The 17678-nt window shown below is 35.7% G+C and carries 17 protein-coding genes and 1 other RNA gene; 17 read left to right on the forward strand and 1 reads right to left on the reverse strand.

Translation table 11 applies throughout. The annotated features are described in order from the left end of the window. Positions 1 to 2: 2 nt before the first annotated feature. The 9 genes from pyk to PRVXH_RS04440 all read left to right on the forward strand — a co-directional run bounded on the left by pyk (position 3) and on the right by PRVXH_RS04440 (position 8784). Complete coding sequence (gene pyk, locus PRVXH_RS04400; protein ID WP_353894103.1) at positions 3 to 1754, forward strand: pyruvate kinase; 1752 nt, start codon at positions 3 to 5, stop codon at positions 1752 to 1754. A 110-nt stretch (positions 1755 to 1864) separates the two neighbouring features. Then, positions 1865 to 2680 (forward strand): lysophospholipase, encoded by an 816-nt coding sequence (locus PRVXH_RS04405; protein ID WP_353894104.1) that lies wholly within the window; start codon positions 1865 to 1867, stop codon positions 2678 to 2680. A gap of 98 nt (positions 2681 to 2778) precedes the next feature. Further along, positions 2779 to 3342 carry a glycerol-3-phosphate responsive antiterminator gene (locus PRVXH_RS04410; protein ID WP_353894105.1) on the forward strand — a complete coding sequence of 188 codons (564 nt, stop codon included), beginning with the start codon at positions 2779 to 2781 and terminating at the stop codon, positions 3340 to 3342. Positions 3343 to 3499: 157 nt separating this feature from the next. After that, a complete protein-coding gene (gene glpK / locus PRVXH_RS04415; RefSeq protein WP_353894106.1) occupies positions 3500 to 5002 on the forward strand; it encodes a glycerol kinase GlpK in 1503 nt (500 codons plus the stop codon). Further along, on the forward strand, positions 4984 to 5187 hold the full coding sequence (locus tag PRVXH_RS04420) for a hypothetical protein (protein WP_353894107.1): 204 nt from the start codon (positions 4984 to 4986) through the stop codon (positions 5185 to 5187). Before glpK ends, PRVXH_RS04420 begins: the two co-directional genes overlap by 19 nt. 27 nt (positions 5188 to 5214) lie before the next feature. Continuing rightward, positions 5215 to 6645: an NAD(P)/FAD-dependent oxidoreductase gene (locus PRVXH_RS04425; RefSeq protein ID WP_353894108.1), complete on the forward strand. Its 1431-nt coding sequence runs from the start codon at positions 5215 to 5217 to the stop codon at positions 6643 to 6645. An 18-nt stretch (positions 6646 to 6663) separates the two neighbouring features. Next, on the forward strand, positions 6664 to 7938 hold the full coding sequence (locus PRVXH_RS04430) for an FAD-dependent oxidoreductase (protein ID WP_353894109.1): 1275 nt from the start codon (positions 6664 to 6666) through the stop codon (positions 7936 to 7938). Further along, positions 7928 to 8290 (forward strand): DUF1667 domain-containing protein, encoded by a 363-nt coding sequence (locus PRVXH_RS04435; protein ID WP_353894110.1) that lies wholly within the window; start codon positions 7928 to 7930, stop codon positions 8288 to 8290. The genes PRVXH_RS04430 and PRVXH_RS04435 overlap by 11 nt, the downstream gene beginning before the upstream one ends. A gap of 89 nt (positions 8291 to 8379) precedes the next feature. Next, entirely contained in the window at positions 8380 to 8784 is a 405-nt protein-coding gene (locus tag PRVXH_RS04440) for an FxsA family protein (protein ID WP_353894111.1), read from the forward strand. 51 nt (positions 8785 to 8835) lie between these two features. Here PRVXH_RS04440 and PRVXH_RS04445 read toward each other — a convergent pair whose 3' ends face one another. Further along, positions 8836 to 9627 (reverse strand): mechanosensitive ion channel domain-containing protein, encoded by a 792-nt coding sequence (locus PRVXH_RS04445; RefSeq protein WP_353894112.1) that lies wholly within the window; start codon positions 9625 to 9627, stop codon positions 8836 to 8838. Positions 9628 to 9813: 186 nt separating this feature from the next. Between PRVXH_RS04445 and ppaX the strand changes: the two genes are divergently transcribed. The 8 genes from ppaX to panB all read left to right on the forward strand — a co-directional run bounded on the left by ppaX (position 9814) and on the right by panB (position 17669). Further along, positions 9814 to 10473 (forward strand): pyrophosphatase PpaX, encoded by a 660-nt coding sequence (ppaX, locus tag PRVXH_RS04450; protein WP_353894113.1) that lies wholly within the window; start codon positions 9814 to 9816, stop codon positions 10471 to 10473. Positions 10474 to 10488: 15 nt separating this feature from the next. Continuing rightward, positions 10489 to 11532, forward strand: a complete 1044-nt coding sequence (locus PRVXH_RS04455) for a hypothetical protein (protein WP_353894114.1) — start codon at positions 10489 to 10491, stop codon at positions 11530 to 11532. Positions 11533 to 11619: 87 nt separating this feature from the next. Next, a complete protein-coding gene (locus PRVXH_RS04460) occupies positions 11620 to 11886 on the forward strand; it encodes a FeoA family protein (protein ID WP_353894115.1) in 267 nt (88 codons plus the stop codon). Next, the gene (gene feoB / locus PRVXH_RS04465; protein ID WP_353894116.1) at positions 11840 to 13639 is read left to right on the forward strand and encodes a ferrous iron transport protein B; all 1800 of its coding nucleotides are present in this window, start codon (positions 11840 to 11842) and stop codon (positions 13637 to 13639) included. The genes PRVXH_RS04460 and feoB overlap by 47 nt, the downstream gene beginning before the upstream one ends. A gap of 113 nt (positions 13640 to 13752) precedes the next feature. Then, positions 13753 to 15132, forward strand: coding sequence for an MATE family efflux transporter (locus PRVXH_RS04470; RefSeq protein ID WP_353894117.1), 1380 nt, complete (start codon positions 13753 to 13755; stop codon positions 15130 to 15132). Between the two features lie 208 nt (positions 15133 to 15340). Continuing rightward, a non-coding RNA gene (gene ssrS, locus PRVXH_RS04475) (6S RNA) lies at positions 15341 to 15517 on the forward strand. A gap of 456 nt (positions 15518 to 15973) precedes the next feature. Further along, positions 15974 to 16846, forward strand: coding sequence for a DUF2520 domain-containing protein (locus tag PRVXH_RS04480; protein WP_353894118.1), 873 nt, complete (start codon positions 15974 to 15976; stop codon positions 16844 to 16846). Further along, positions 16839 to 17669 (forward strand): 3-methyl-2-oxobutanoate hydroxymethyltransferase, encoded by an 831-nt coding sequence (gene panB, locus PRVXH_RS04485; RefSeq protein ID WP_353894119.1) that lies wholly within the window; start codon positions 16839 to 16841, stop codon positions 17667 to 17669. The genes PRVXH_RS04480 and panB overlap by 8 nt, the downstream gene beginning before the upstream one ends. The last annotated feature ends 9 nt before the right edge of the window (positions 17670 to 17678 follow it).

Genomic DNA, 17678 nt, shown 5'->3' on the forward strand with positions numbered 1-17678 from the left:
ACATGAGAAGAACAAAAATTGTTTGCACTATAGGTCCTGCAAGCGAATCACCTGAAATGTTAAAAAAATTGATGCTAGCAGGAATGGATGTAGCTAGATTAAATTTTTCGCACGGAGACCATAAAGAACATGGTGAAAGAATTAAAAATATCCGCAAGGTATCTGAAGAAATAGGCAAAAATGTCGCCATTTTATTAGATACTAGAGGGCCTGAGATTAGACTTAAAAAGTTTGCTCAAGGAGAAATCACCTTACAAGAGGGAGACAACTTTACTCTAACCACCGAAGATATTGAAGGTGACGAAAGTAAAGTAGCAGTTACCTATGAAGGTTTAGTAGATGATGTAAAAGCTCATGACAGAATTCTAATAGATGACGGTTTAGTAGAGATGGAAGTTAAAGAAGTGGAAGGCAAAAATGTTCACTGTAAAGTGATTAACGGCGGGGAGCTAAGTAACAGAAAAGGCGTTAACATACCAAATGTGTCGATTTCACTGCCTGCTATGAGTGAAAAAGATTATAATGACATAGTTTTTGGAATAGAACAAAAAGTGGACTTTATCGCAGCTTCGTTTATTCGAAAAGCCTCTGACGTTATTGCTATAAAGAAGGTATTAGAAGAAAATAAAAGCGATATTCACATCATCGCAAAAATCGAAAACCAAGAGGGTGTTGACAACTTAGATGAAATATTAAATGTTGTCGACGGTTTAATGGTTGCCAGAGGAGATCTAGGTGTAGAAATACCAGCTGAAGAAGTTCCTCTAGCACAAAAAACAATGATTGAAAAATGTAACAAAGCTGGCAAGCCAGTAATAACTGCCACTCAAATGTTAGATTCTATGATAAGAAATCCAAGACCTACAAGGGCAGAATCAAGCGATGTTGCAAATGCAATATTTGATGGAACTGACGCCATAATGCTTTCAGGCGAGACTGCAGCAGGAAGCTATCCAGAAGAAGCAGTTTTAACTATGGCCAAAATAGCACAGCGTTCAGAAGAGGCAACTAGATTTGAAGAAATCCAAGGCAAAAAAGGATTTGTTCCAGAAAATGTTGTCACCGATTCCATTAGCTATGCTACCTGCAATACAGCAAAACAACTAGAAGCATCTGCCGTTATAACAGCGACTCAATCAGGTTACACTGCTAAAATGGTGTCCAAGTACAGGCCGGAATGCCCTATTGTGGCAGTAACACCTAACAGAACTGTGTTGAGAAAACTATTGTTAACATGGGGAGTTTATCCAGTTCTTAGTAATCCTACAGAAAGCACAGATGATATGCTCTATGAATCAGTTGCAAGTGCACTTGAATCTGGATATATTAACAATGGAGAACTAGTAGTAATTACTGCAGGAGTCCCTGTCGGAGTTTCAGGAACCACTAACTTACTAAAAGTTCATACTGTTGGAGATATTATTCTAAAAGGAATGGGAATTGGTAAAGGATCAGTTGTCGGTGATGTTATAGTTGCAAAAGACAAGGAAGAACTTGACCGTAAAAGGGGTCAAGGAGATATTTTAGCAACTTTAACTACAGATAGCGATATGGTTAACAGTTTAGAAGGGATAAAAGCAATTATTGCAGAGGAAGGTGGTTTAACATCTCCTGCGGCAATAGTAGGCTTAAACTTAAAAATACCTGTAATTGTCGGAGTTAACGATGCAACTAAAACTCTACAAGACGGACAACAAATTACAGTAGACTCTGAAAGAGGCTTAGTGTATAAAGGGAATGCAACAGTAAAATAATGATTAAAGTCGGCTGCTAAAATAAGTAGCCGATTTTTTTATTGCCAAATTAGAGGGATAAATATCTTTTTGCGAGAATATACTATGCTAAAAGATGGGAGGAGTTGTAAATGGAAAACAAACTTACTCTAAAGGACGGCATAGAAATAGCTTATGTAAAGAAACAACCTAAAGAAGTAAAGGGGGTTGTTATGATAATACATGGCTTTGCAGAGCACATGGGTAGGTATAGCGAATTTAAGGAATTTCTCCATGAGAAAAACTATGCTGTATACTCAATGGACCATATTGGACATGGGAAATCAGGTCAGTATAAAGGACATGTAGATGATTTTCATGACATGGTGGAGTCGACAGATAAACTAGTTTCTATAGCCAAATCGGAAAATGAAGATCTGCCTATTTTTATGTTTGGGCACAGCATGGGAGGGCTTATAACCTTGGCCTATGGGTTAAAGTATCCTGACAAATTAAACGGTCAAATTTTTTCTGCACCAGCAATTGGTTCTCCCATAGGTAGAGGCTTAGAAATGCTTCTAAAACTGTTGGCAAAAATCTGTCCCAAAAAGTATATCAATAATAACTTAAGTGGAGAGATTTGTAGGGATTCACAGGTAGTACGTGAATATGTAGAGGACCCTCTTGTTCTAAAAGCCGCCACAGTAAAGTTTTATCATGAAGTCTTTATTAAAGGAATTCAATATGTACAGGATAATATTAAAAACTATAGTTGTCCTTGTTTGATTATGCATGGCACCAAAGATAGCATAATTGATTATAAACATTCTTTATCTTTTTATGAAAATAACATGTCCAGTGATAAAACGAAAAAAATATTTCCTGGTCTTTACCATGAACTCCTTAATGAACCAGAGAAAGACGAAGTAAAAAGCGAAATTTTAGATTGGTTAGAAAGTCGAGTATAATCTAAACTCCTAGCTAGGAGTTTGTTTGTTTTACGTCAGTGTTGGTAATAAGGTTTGGACAAAAATATTGCAATAATTTACTTAAAGGAGCGAACAAAATGATAGACTTTTATGATAGAACTCATAAACAACCAATTATTGCTGCTGTTAACAATAGGAATACTCTACAGGATGCTCTAAACTCGCCAACTGAAATCATTTTCCTATTAAATGGCGATATTATGATGCTAGAGGAAACGGTAAAAGTAGTTAGAGAATCAAATAAGGGCTTGTATATCCATATCGACTTAATGGAAGGATTATCTAAAGACTTTATGTCGCTTAAGTTTGTTAAAGAAAAGGTAAAACCTGACGGAATTTTGACTACAAAACCGAATTTAATAAGGCATGCAAAACAACTAAATATGTTTGTGATTCAAAGGCTATTTATTGTAGATTCCATATCATTAGAAACTGGCATAAAGTCTTTACAATCTATGAAACCTGATGCAGTAGAAATCATGCCTGGAATTATGCCTAAAGTAGTTAGTGAAATAAGCAAGGAAAGCAAAACACCTGTCATAGCAGGGGGGCTTATCCACCAAAAGAGTGATATAATTGCATCTTTAAATGCCGGTGCAATAGCTATATCTACTAGTAAAAAAGAAGTTTGGTATAAATAAATACACCCATTATGAGCACATATTTGTGGATGCTGACAACTTGAGTAAACTAATAATAAAGGAAACTAAATGCACTTGGTCGAATACATTTATAGCAAAAGTCTTTATGTATAACAAATGTCATTTAACTAGCAGAACTTGATAAGGAGGGGATTTTTTGAAAAAAAAGTACGTTTTAGCTCTAGATCAAGGCACAACTAGTTCAAGAGCGATTTTATTCAACCATGAAGGAGAAACTATCGGTGTATCTCAGAAGGAATTTACTCAAATATACCCAAAGCCAGGCTGGGTAGAGCATGATGCTATGGAAATTTGGGGTTCTCAAAGTGGGGTTGCTCGAGAAGTGTTAGAAAGCCATGGGATCTCACCTTTCGAGTTAGCTGCAATTGGTATAGCAAACCAAAGGGAAACCACCGTGGTCTGGGAAAAAAAGACTGGGAAACCGATTTATAATGCCATAGTATGGCAGTGTCGAAGAAGTGCTAATATTTGTGACAACCTAAAAAGTGAAGGATTTGACACCTATATTAAAGAAAACACCGGACTTATAATAGATGCCTACTTTTCAGCTACTAAAATAAAGTGGATTTTAGACAATGTAAAAGGAGCAAAAGAAAAGGCAGAAAATGGTGAACTCCTTTTTGGAACCATAGATACATGGCTGATTTGGAATCTAACTCGCGGCAAAGTACACGCCACAGATTTTTCAAACGCTTCGAGAACTATGTTATTTAATATCAAAGATTTAAAATGGGATGAAAAAATACTAGAAAAACTAGACATTCCAAAATCAATGCTCCCCGAAGTTCGATCATCTAGCGACATATATGGAACTACTGACTCTAAAACATTTGGAGGGGCAGAAATCCCTATAGCTGGTGCTGCAGGCGATCAACAAGCTGCATTGTTTGGTCAGGCATGTTTTGAACCAGGAATGGCAAAAAATACTTATGGAACAGGTTGTTTTATGTTAATGAATACTGGGGAGAAATTTGTGCCGTCAACAAAAGGCCTGCTTACTACTCTAGCTTGGGGAGTGGATGGAAAAGTAGATTATGCTCTAGAAGGAAGCATATTTGTCGCTGGAGCATCTATCCAATGGCTAAGGGATGAACTAAGATTAATTAGAGACGCAGAAGATAGCGAGTATTTAGCTAATAAGGTTGAAAGCTCCAATGGAGTTTACGTTGTTCCAGCTTTTGTTGGACTAGGAGCACCTCATTGGGATATGTATGCAAGAGGAACCATTATGGGATTAACTAGGGGATCTAAAGCGGAGCATATCGTAAGGGCTACACTAGAATCTATCGCTTTTCAAACAAAGGATGTACTAGAGGCGATGGGCGAAGATTCTAACATAAAACTTCAAACTCTAAAGGTAGATGGTGGAGCAGTCGCTAATAACTTTTTAATGCAATTTCAATCAGATATACTTGACAGCAAAGTAGTTAGACCACAGGTTACTGAAACTACAGCTTTAGGAGCGGCGTTTTTAGCGGGGTTAGCTGTAGGTTTTTGGAAAGATAAAAATGAGATTAAATCAATAATCAAAACAGATAAAACCTTTGAACCGAATATGGAGCCTGAGAAAAGAGATAAACTATTTGCTGGTTGGACTAAAGCAATAGAAAGATCAAAAGGATGGGAGAAAGAAGAATAATTAAAAGCTTTACAAGGTTAAAGCTTATGTTTATAATGAAGGTACAATTAAATTATTATGGTGCTGAGAATATAATGAGAAGCCATGCATATAAGCTGCTTATAAGCGGTTTATATGTCATGGCTTTTTTTATCGCAACTGCCCGATTTGTTCAACTGACAATCAGTGGTAAAAAGCTTCATTGATTAAAGTTCACTATAGGAGAGGATAAAATGTATGACGTTGCTATTATAGGCGCTGGTGTAGTTGGTGGCTGCATAGCCCGAGAAATGTCAAAATACAACTTAAAAGTTGTTCTTATTGAAAAAGAAAATGATGTAGCTTGTGGGACTACCAAGGCTAATAGTGCCATTATTCATGCAGGGTATGACCCACAAGTAGGTAGCCTTAAATCAAAATTAAATTTAAAAGGTAACGATATGTTCGATAAAATAACCCAGGAACTTTCGGTACCATTTAAACGTACAGGCTCACTGGTGTTAGCGTTTAACAAAAATGAGGTTAAAATAATTCAAAAGTTATATGAAAATGGTTTGAAAAGTGGCGTTTTAAATCTGCAAATACTTTCAAAGAAAGAAGTATTAGCAAAAGAGCCTAAAATAAGTGAGCAAGTATCTAAGGCTTTATACGCACCTACAGCGGGTATTATAGGGCCTTGGGAGCTGACTTTAGCATTGGTTGAAAATGCAATAAATAATGGAGTGGATCTAAAGTTAAACACAAAGTTATTAAACATAGACAAAAAGAGAGATTGTTATGTTCTAAACACAACCAATGAGAGCATTAAAGCAAAGTATATCATCAACGCTGCAGGAGTGCATGCCGATAGGATAAGTAATATGGTAGGTGATAAATCGTTTAAAATTGAACCTAATAGAGGTCAATATCATTTGCTAGACAAAAGTGAAGCAAACACTGTAAGCTCTGTTATATTTCAGTGTCCTACTTTAGAATCAAAGGGCGTGCTAGTGCTACCTACTGTTCATGGTAACTTACTAGTTGGTCCAAATCATGAGTATGTGGAGGGCAAAAACAATTTAAAAACTACTAAACAAGGCCTTGATTATATTATGAGAAAAGGCTCGAAGTCCGTAGAAAAAATTAACTTTAGAAATATAATCACTTCTTTTTCCGGTCTAAGAGCTAAAACTCAAAACGGAGACTTTATCATAGAAGAATCTAAAATAGCAGAAGGCTTTTTCAACGTAGCAGGCATAGATTCGCCTGGACTATCGGCGGCTCCTGCCATTGCAGAGTATGTGGTTGAATTACTGTTAAAAAAGAATGTCAATATATCAAAAAAAGAAAACTTTGTAGCAAATGTAGAGCCCATGACAAATTTTATAACTTTAGATGAACGCAGCAAGCAACAATTGATTAATAAAGATAGTAGGTATGGAAGAGTAGTTTGTCGCTGTGAAAATGTCACTGAAGGTGAAATAGTCGAAGCAGTTCATAAAGGTGTAGGTGCTTCTACTTTAGATGGCATAAAAAGGCGGGTAAGGCCCGGGTCTGGTCGATGCCAAGGTGGTTTTTGCGGTCCAAAAGTGATGGAGATAATTGCAAAAGAGACAAACCAAGATATAACCGATATAAAAAAAGAAAGGCAAGGGTCATTTATCTTAACTGGTGATACAAAATAAAAAGTGGGGGAAAATGACATGAAAAACTATGAAATCGTTGTTATTGGCGGTGGTCCAGCTGGGTTAGCAGCTGCCATAGAGGCAAAGAAAAACGGTGCAAAAGATATTTTAGTTGTAGAACGAGATCGAGAGCTCGGTGGCATTTTACAACAATGCATCCACAATGGATTCGGGTTACATGTTTTTAAAGAAGAGCTTACGGGACCAGAATACGCAGAAAGATTCATAGAAGAGTTAAAAAAAATGGGGATAGAATATAAGCTAGACACCATGGTATTAGAAGTAACAAATAGTAAACAGATCACAGCTATTAATACAGAAGATGGTTTATTGAAAATAAAAGCTAAGGCTGTTGTTTTGGCAATGGGATGTAGAGAAAGAACAAGAGGAGCTATACAAATTCCAGGCAACAGGCCTGCAGGAGTTTATACAGCAGGAATGGCTCAGAGGTTTGTTAATATGGAAGGGTACATGGTGGGTAAAAAGGCAGTAATGTTAGGGTCGGGAGATATAGGGTTAATCATGGCCCGCAGGCTTACATTAGAGGGAGCTACAGTAGAAGCTGTAATCGAACTAATGCCTCATTCTGGGGGATTAAACAGAAATATAGTACAGTGTCTGCATGACTATAATATACCACTATTATTGAGTCACACTGTAGTAGACATTGAGGGAGAGGATAGGCTAAAAGCTATAAAAATTGCTAAAGTCGACAAAAATCTAACCCCCATACAAGATACAGCTCGCTGGATTGAATGTGACACCCTTTTATTATCCGTAGGCTTAATACCGGAAAACGAGCTTTCCAAGGGAGCAGGTGTGCAAATTTGTCCCAAAACTTCAGGACCTATAGTTAGCGAAACAATGGAAACAACGGTGGAAGGCATTTTTGCATGTGGTAATGTTGTGCACGTTCATGACCTTGTGGACTGGGTAACAGAGGAAAGCCAAAAGGCAGGCAAAGCCGCTGCCCAATATGTAAAAGGAAATCTCTCTAGAAAAGACAAAGTTTTAACAACCAAGCCAAAAACAGGGATATCTTATGTAGTTCCCCACCATATTAACGTAGAAAACCTAAAAACACATTTACAGATAATGTTAAGAGTTTCTGAAGTTAATGAAAAAGCTAAAATATTGGTAAAACTTGATGGCCAAGTTGTCAATGAATTTAAAAAAGCACACCTAGCTCCTGGAGAGATGGAAACTATAAAAATTCCTAAAAAAAACTTAGCTAAAAAGGTGGGAACCTTATCCCTAGAGGTAAAACAAAGGGGTGGATGTAATGAAAGATAAGGAAATGATTTGCATTGTCTGTCCTAAAGGGTGTAACCTAAAGGTGATACGTGATAAAAAAACAGACAATGGTTATAAAGTTTATGGTAATCTTTGCCCGCGGGGAGTTGAATATGGAATAAAAGAGGTGACAAGCCCAACAAGAATAATAACATCTACAGTAAAAATCTCAGAAGCTCATCTTCGACGACTGCCTGTTAAGACTGACAAGCCTATACCTAAGGGAAAGATCAAAGAATGTATGAAAGTAATAAACTCACTAGAAATTAGTGCACCTGTAAAAGCGGGAGATGTACTGGTAGAAAATGTATTAAGCACCGGGTCTAATATAATAGCTACACGAAGTATGTAAAATTGTAAGAAAAGAATTACCCTTATTTTATGTAATTTAGGAGGAAAATAAGAATAACAGTATAATATAATATAAAGGATGTGATAAAATTGTTTGCAAAACTGTTATTTTTATTTACAGCAGTTCCGCTTTTGGAACTTTATTTACTGATTAAAGTTAGCGAACATATAGGTGGATTAGCAACTATTGTGTTAGTGGGAGCTACAGGATTTTTTGGGGTTGTGCTTGCAAAGTCGCAAGGATTTTTAGTGTTAAGAAGTCTACAAGGGGACATAAGTCAAGGTTTTATGCCTAAAAATGATATATTTGATGGACTTTTTATCTTGGTAGGCGGAGCATTTTTACTAACCCCTGGTCTAATAACAGACTTTTTAGGTTTTTGTTGTTTAATTCCATTTACCAGAAAAATAATTAAGCAACAAGCTAGAAAATGGTTACAAAAGAAAATGGAAAATGGAGATAATATCATAATTATAAACAATTATAAAAAGTGAAGCGCTTTATTAAAAGCACTTCACTTTTTTAATTATTTATGCTGACTTAAGTTATTTTTGGATATGAACATCCATTTGTGGATACGGAATGTTTATACCTTCCTTATCAAATCTTTCCTTAACAGTTTCCATTAACTCAAAATATAAAGTCCAATAGTTTTCAGACTCACACCATACACGGAAATAAAATACTACTGAGCTATCCCCATGTTCACCTAACACAATCATTGGTTCAGGCTCTTTTAGTATCAATGGATGCTCTAATGCGATATTATGTAAGACTTGTTTTACTTTCCTTGTGTCGTCATTATAGCCGACCCCAAACTTAAAATCTATCCGTCGGGTATCATACGCTGAGTAGTTAATAGCGCTGCTATTTGATAAATTTGCGTTAGGAATAATAACCTTTTTGTTGTCTGGTGTGGTTAAAATAGTGTAAAAAACTTGAATATCTTTTACCGTTCCAGAGTATCCATTAGCTTCAATATAATCGCCTACTTTAAAAGGTTTAAGAGCCAAAATAAGAACTCCCCCTGCAAAATTTGAAAGACTACCTTGAAGAGCCAGGCCTATGGCAAACCCAATTGCACTAATAAAAGCAATAAAAGAGGTCATTTCAACTCCCACCATAGATGCAATACTGATTAGCAATAGGATGTGTAAAATAGTTTTAATAAGAGGGATTAAAAATGATTTTAAAGATGGGTCTATATCAGACTTGTCTATGGAGCTAGCTATAAATTGACTTAACCTCTTTATAAGCGTTAACCCAATAGCTAAAAACAAAACTGCCAATAAAAGCTTACCACCGTACGATAAAATTACAGCTAGTATATTTTCCAAAAAACTTCACTCCTTACATTGTTATAATACCTTGATTTTAACATGTTTTAAAACAGTTTGTCACATTTTTTAGAGTTTGGCATACAATAGGATTTTAGGCTTTTTTTGTCGTAAATTAAAGGATATTGGCATTTTGCGGAGAATTAAAAAGTTATAATAGTTTTTTTCGATAAGGAGTTTTAAATAATGAATAAAGATAAAATTATACTTTTTGACTTAGATGGTACTTTACTTAACACTAACGAATTAATTATTAAATCTTTTCAACACACTTTAAAGAAAGTTTTAGATTTAGAGATGTCGTCTGAGGATCTGACACCTTATTTTGGAGAAACCTTGCAAACTACTTTGCGAAGGTTTGATAAAAACAAAGTAGATGAGATGATACAAGTTTATCGGCAATATAACCAACAAAAGCATGATGAGTTGGTAAAGCCTTTTCCAAAAGTTAAAGAAACCTTATTAAGACTGAATAACTTAGGGTGTAGGTTAGGGATTATAACTTCTAAATCGAAGAAGATGTGCATAAAAGGACTGGATCTTTTCCAGCTAACGGACTTATTTGATGTAATTGTGGCTATGGAAGATACTAAGCACCATAAACCTAGCCCTGACCCAATTCTAAAGGCTATGGAAAAATTAAAACTACAACAAAAAAACGATATATACTATGTAGGAGATAGCCCTTTTGATATTATTGCGGCTAGAAGTGCCGGCATAGTTCCTATTGGGGTTAAATGGAGTGAAAGGTTTGAGGAGATTAAAGAGCTTGAGCCTTTGTTAATTAACAGTATTAGCGATATTGAGGACATTGTATCTAAAAGTAACACAAAAATAGCAAAATAAATGGAAGTGAAATAAATGGATGTGATTAATGAAGAATTAAAAGATCTAGATGTTCAGCAAGTTGAACAGAATTTCCAATGCTCTAAAGACTACAGCTGGAATATCCTTGTTTATACTCCAATTTTTATTGTCGCATTAATTTTATATCCAATTAACCCTTTTTTATCTGCTCTATTTTCTTTTTTCACAGCGGTTGGCATATTACTGGAGCTAAAGGGCTATGAAGCTCTATCCACCTTTTTACCTAAGAAAGAATGCTCCAACTCTTTGTATTTATATAACCCTAAACCTAAAGGCGCTTTACCAATAATCTTACTGACAGCTCAAAAGGAGCACCTAGAACCGTATTATAATCTCACTTCAGGTAAACGTTTTAAGAAGAAAATTAAGATGATCTTGGCAACAGCCTTTATATTTACCGGAATAATTTTTATAGGAGCAATCAGATCTTCTGCCTTTAATAGTGTAGAAGTGATATTTTTTTGGCTAGCACTGCCGGTTTTACTTTTAATGGTCATATCATTGGTATCAATTCTTCTTAGTTATCGTTTTAATAAGATAACTAGATATAGCAGTGGGTATGAAACATTAGCAGCAACTGAAATTTTTTCAGAGCTGGTTTCAAGTGGCAAGGTTACCAATGTACAACTTTGCTTTTTAGCACGAGAGGGAGATAACGGCAATGAGCAGGGAATTGATGAATTTTTGCAAACTAGCCCAGAAATAGAGCTTGCCATTAACCTCCAAAGTTTGATGGGACAAAAGCTTGAGGTTGTAACAGAAGAAGGAATAACAAATACTGAAAAAGCGTACAAACCCTTAATTTTAGAAGGGTATAACGTTTATCGAATTTTGTTTTCTAAAGAGTTGCCTACAACCAATTATAATGGGGTTACAGCTGGTTACAAGCTTTTTAAAAACGCTATACCAACTATAACGGTTACCGGTAAGGAAATAGACTCTTTTAAATCTAATTCCTTAGATGAGCAATCTTTGGAAAACTATAAGTCTTTTGTTAAAAAACTAGTGGAAAATCTAAATAACTTTTACTCGGATTAAAGCCTTAAAAGCAAATTGCTTTTAAGGCTTTTTTTATGCTAAAAAAAGTTTTGCTGAATATACCTTTAAAGATGAGAGGTGATTTTTATGAGGTTAACACAAGTTAAGGCCGGTCAAAGAGCGATCATAAAAAGAATAAATGATAATAAATATAGAGGACAGATTACTCGTTTTGGTCTGCTAGAAGGAGTTCAGATTTTGTGTATCAAAAATATCAAAAAAGGCCCTGTTATAGTTAATTTAAACAATTTTCACTTAGCAATTGGACAACAATTAGCCAATCAGATAGTAGTTAGGAGGGAAAGCTATGAGAAAGCAGAGGCTAGCTTTAGTTGGAAACCCCAACGTAGGTAAATCTATTTTTTTTAACTACTTAACAGGTGTTTATGTGGAAGTATCAAACTACCCGGGGACAACAGTAGATATTAGTAAGGGACAGTTTAAAGAATACGAAGTTATCGACTGCCCTGGGGTTTATGGAGTATCCTCATATAACGATGAAGAGAAAGTAACACGGCAAGTTGTGTTAGAAAGCGATATTATTTTAAATGTAATTGACGCTAACCACTTAGAACGGGACCTGTTTTTAACGCTACAGCTAATAGACCTTGGAAAACCTATGATAATAGCCTTGAATATGGTAGATGAAGCTGAGAAAAACGGTAGAAAAATAAACTACAGATACTTATCTAAACTTTTAAATATTCCTATTTTACCAACAGTAGCAACAAAGAAAAAGGGATTTAACCTCCTTTTAAAGTCGATAAAAAATGCGAAAGTCGGTGCCGGAGATGGAGAATTAATTTCAATGGCATCAAAAAAATTTCCTGCAATCAATCATCAGGAAAGGGTGCTACTTTTAGAAGAAGACGAAGAATTATTGAAGAAATACAAATTGAAGCAAACAGGGGATAGAGAGAAGATTTACATAAGAAGACGAAAAAGAATTGAAGCCATTACTAAAAAAGTTGTTACTGAACAACATATAAAAAAAAGTTTTAAGTCTAAGATTGACAACTATCTACTTGATCCCCTGTGGGGTACCGTAGTTTTATTTGCAGTGTTATATTTAATGTACTTATTTATAGGGGATATTGTTGCCCAGAGGATAGTTGATTTTACAGAAGGAGTTTTGATGGGGGAATATATCCAGCCAAGAATTGTCGCACTGATAACTACCTTCGTAAACTTTGACTCTTTAATAGGACAACTGCTTGTGGGAGAGTTTGGGGTTTTTACATTAACTGTTACATATCTATTGGGTCTATTACTCCCCTTGGTCATCGGATTTTACTTACTTTTATCTATTATGGAAGATAGTGGATATCTTCCGAGGGTTGCAGTTCTTCTAGATAAACATATGACTAAAATAGGTTTAAACGGTAAAGGTATTATACCCATTATTTTGGGGTTTGGCTGTGTCACCATGGCGATTATATCTACAAGGATATTAGGAAATAAAAGAGAGCGTACTATAGCTACTTTTCTATTAGCTATTAGTATACCGTGTAGCGCCCAGCTGGGAGTCATTATTGGTATGATAGCCCCATTAGGAGCAAAACACATATTTATTTACATTACTGTTATGCTAGCAGTGTTTTGTGTTGTTGGCATACTGCTATCATTGATTGTTCCAGGAAAAACTTCTAATCTTATATTAGACCTTCCCACTCTTCGCATGCCTAAACCTAAAAATGTCATAAAAAAAACCTATAGTAAAACCATAGGCTTTTTACAAGATGCTAGCATTTTATTTGCTCTTGGTGCAGCAATAATTACATTATTACAGTATTTTCAGCTGCTAGAAGTTATTCAAAAATTTTTTTACCCTATAACCGTTAACTGGCTAGACTTACCTAAAGAGACAGCAAACGCTTTTATTATGGGACTAATACGACGCGATTTTGGTACCGCTGGGCTTTATAACTTATCCCTAACTGCCGATCAAATATTAGTTTCGCTAACTACCATTACTCTCTTTACTCCTTGTATAGCCTCGATAATGATAGCTTTTAAAGAAAGAGGTATCTTTATAGGAGCTATTACAGTAGTTTGTAGTATTGTCATCGCCTTTTTTGTAGGAGGGCTTGTAGCTTTTATAGTGTAGACACAGGTTAAACAAATCTTAGACTTATTTAACATTTTCCCTTTATAAATTATTTTAAATATACTATAATAATACTATAGTCGAAATATTATACTAACGAAAGAAGGGGAAATATGGACGTTACCAAAGGGTCATTAAAAAAAGCGGTGATTCTATTAGCTCTACCAGTAGTTCTTAGAATGACGCTTCAAATGATAGTAGGAGTTGTGGACTTAGCCTTTATAGGGCAACTAGATAGCACCGAAGCGACAGCAGGGGTGGGAATGGCAAATCAACTAGTTATGACAACAATAACAGTGGCTACCGCCTTTACTATTGGAACAACAGCTTTAATAGCAAGGTATGTTGGGGCAAAAGATCCTAAAAAGGCTGGTGAAGTAGCTCAGCAATCAATAGTTCTTACATTTGGATCGGGGGTTATTTTGGCAATATTAGGATCCTTATTTGCAGAACCTATAATGAGGTTTTTAGTGGAGAGAGGTGCAGGGGATGGAAATACTGCCGAAGTAGTTAGACAGGGAACGATATATTTAAGAATTATTGTTTTTTCTTTGCCTCTTATGTTTGTAATGATGAATACAAATGCTATCCTGCAAGGAGCAGGAGATATGAAAACTCCATTATATATAATGATATTTGCTAATGCATTTAATATATTATTTGATTGGTTGCTTATATTTGGTATAGGTATTTTCCCTCAGCTTGGAGTAGCAGGTGCTGCTATAGCAACTGGAGGAGCTAGAAGTATAGCAGGAATAACAGGAGCAATAGTTTTAACTAGAAACAAACACTTTAAGTTAAAGCTTTTTCAGATAAAATTCGAGAAAAGAATCATACGGGATATCCTTAAAATTGGGATTCCCTCTGCTGGTGAGCAAGGGGTAAGAAGTAGTGGACAGCTAATTTTCACAATGATAGCTGCCTCTTTAGGCCCTTTAGCGATAGCCTCTAATGCGATAGTGTTAAAGGCTATGTCCTTTTCCTTTATGCCGGGATTCGGGTTTGGCTTAGCAGCAACCACCTTGGTAGGTCAAAACTTAGGAGCAGGGAATTATGAGCGAGCAAAACAATGCGGATATTTGGCCACTAAAATGGCCTTTATATTTATGGCGGGAGTTGGCTTGTTCTTCTTCTTTGGTTCTGACTTAATAGCTATGTTCTTTCATAGGGATGAAAGTGTGAGACAAGTTGTATCAGAGTGCATAAAGATACTTGCAATTTCTCAGCCTGCATTGGCTTTTGTAATGGTTATGGCTGGAGGTTTGCGAGGAGCTGGAGATACAAGGTTTGTCTTATTTACAACCATGGCTGGAACTTGGGGTATGCGAGTAATAGTAGCATATATATTTGCAAACCACTATGGCATCCATGGATTATGGTATGCCATGGTTCTAGATAACTTAGTGCGTGCTGTAATGATGTACTATAGGTTCAAAGGTGGAAAGTGGCAAGAAATTAAAGTAGGCGACGAATCGATAGCTAAGGCTGGATAATCAATAAAAGGGTACATTTTCTTTTTGGAAATGTACTCTTTTACTGATTAATATCACAAATTTTTAACCCAGAAAACGCCAAATTAAAAAGTGGATTTTATGCTAAGAAGATGGTATAATGTAAATAAGTTAAACGTATTATTTAATAAAGTTAATAAAATCTTAACAACTTGACATCAGAGAAAAAATAATTATAATAAGTATATAAGAGCGCCTGAGGTGTTCGATACACCTTATAATTTTCAACCTACATTTTGACATTGGGAGCTTGCGTTTCATCTGTAACACTATGCCTCATTTTGTGGACAGTGGAGCTTGTGAACAGAGCACCCCCCTGAATTAACAGGGTTTTGAAAATTTTAGGGTATCGGCATTTTGGGTCACATAAAAATATATAACACAACTTCTAAATTAATTTGAAGCGTCAATCACTTGATTGACGCTATTTTTATGATTTAGTAAATGCGAAAGTTGGTATACAGTACTAACAAACTGATAGGATAGGGCCAACAGCAAGTTAAAGCATTGTTAGTTAAACTTTATTATGGGCAAACTATAGTTGGAAAAGTGTATTAATATGTACTTTATTAAATTGACGGTTGTCAAACTTTTTAATCTAGAATATAATGGAACTATCAGGAGCCTACCATAAAAATGGAGGTAACCTTAAAAATGTTAATGAATAATTATTATAAAAATACTGCTTAAAGCCTTTTTGGCATGAGACAGGCATAATATAGATGTTCCCTACACTTTAAAAGGGATATTTATGCGTGTCTATCTGCCATTATTGGAAGATAGATTTTTTTATTTTATTTTTTAATTTAAAGGAGGGATAATTTTGAAAATCGGGTTTATAGGAGCTGGTAAAGTTGCTAAAGGTTTCGGTATTTATCTGAAAGAAAGTGGACTTGAGCTTTCAGGGTTTTATAGTAGAACACTAGAATCTGCTCAAGAAGCGGCTAAGTTAACCAATTCTAAATCCTTAGCCTTAGAAGAAGTAGCAAAAAATAGCACAGTCGTTTTTATAACCACTCCTGATGACTTAATTGAAAAAGTCTGTAATGAAGTAGCAGAACAAGTTGGGTTTTCACAGGGCCAAACAATAGCTCATATGTCAGGAAGTTTAAGTTCTGAACAGTTAAAAATGGCCAAACAGCAGGGGTGCAACACTTTCTCCCTACATCCTCTTCAATCTTTTGCTGATCCTGTAGCATCAGCAGAGAAGTTAAAAGACACATTTTTTGCCTGGGAGGGCAAAGGAAACAAAAAAGATATTAGCAATATACTTACCGTCCTTGGAAATAATAACACCGAGATCTCTCCTGAGGATAAATCCTTATATCACAGCGCTGCATGCATAGCTTCAAACTACTTAGTAACTCTATTAGATTCGGCTATAAAACTGCTAGAAGATACAGGGATAGATAGAGAGCTTTCATGTGAAATCATCAGCAACCTAGCTACAGGCACAGTTTCAAACATTTCTAATTTGGATACAACCCAAGCATTAACAGGGCCTATTGTCCGGGGGGATGTTTCCACCATATCATCACACCTAGATGCCTATGAAAAAAAAGGTTTGCTAGAAATAAAAAATATATATGCACTAATGGGCCTTAAAACATTGGATATAGCAGCAAAACGGGGGTTAAGCCCGGAAAAAATAGACCATATTAAAAAAATACTAAAGGAGGAAAATTTTAATGAGTAAATTTTCTGTAAGTTCATTTGCAAAAGCTAAGAAAAAAGGTGAAAAGATTACTATGCTCACTGCTTATGATTATTCAACAGCTAAACTTTTTGATAATGCAGGGATAGATGCATTGCTAGTAGGTGACTCCTTAGGCATGGTTATGCTAGGATATGATGACACATTAAAGGTGACAGTAGATGATATAGTTCATCATAGCAAGGCTGTAGCTCGTGGCTGTAAAAATGCAATGGTTGTGGCAGATATGCCATTTTTGTCTTACCATGTTAGTAAGGAAGAGTCGATAAAAAATGCAGGTAGGCTTATACAAGAAGGTAACGCACAGGCTGTAAAGCTAGAAGGTGGAATTGAAATTATCGATAAAGTTGAGGGTATAATTAACGCTCAAATACCTGTAATGGGTCATCTTGGCTTGACTCCTCAATCGGTAAATATCGTTGGAGGGTATAAGGTTCAAGGTAAATCAGAAAAACAGGCTCAAAAGTTAATAGATGATGCACTAGCTTTAGAGAAAGCAGGCGTGTTTGCTATCGTATTAGAGTGTGTACCTGCTGAACTAGCTGAAATTGTAAGTGAAAAACTTAAAATCCCTACTATAGGCATTGGCGCAGGGAATAAAGCAGACGGCCAAATCTTGGTATATCAAGACATGCTTGGAATGTATAGTGATATGGCTCCAAAGTTTGTTAAACAATATGCTAACGTCGGTGGGCAAATGGAAACAGCTGTAAAAGATTATATAGAAGAAGTTAAAGAATCCAATTTTCCTCAAAAAGAGCATTCGTTTACCATAAAAGAAGATGTTCTAAAAAAGCTTTACTAATATTAGCGG

It is taken from the genome of Proteinivorax hydrogeniformans, assembly GCF_040515995.1.
Classification (GTDB): Bacteria; Bacillota; Proteinivoracia; order Proteinivoracales; family Proteinivoracaceae; genus Proteinivorax; species Proteinivorax hydrogeniformans.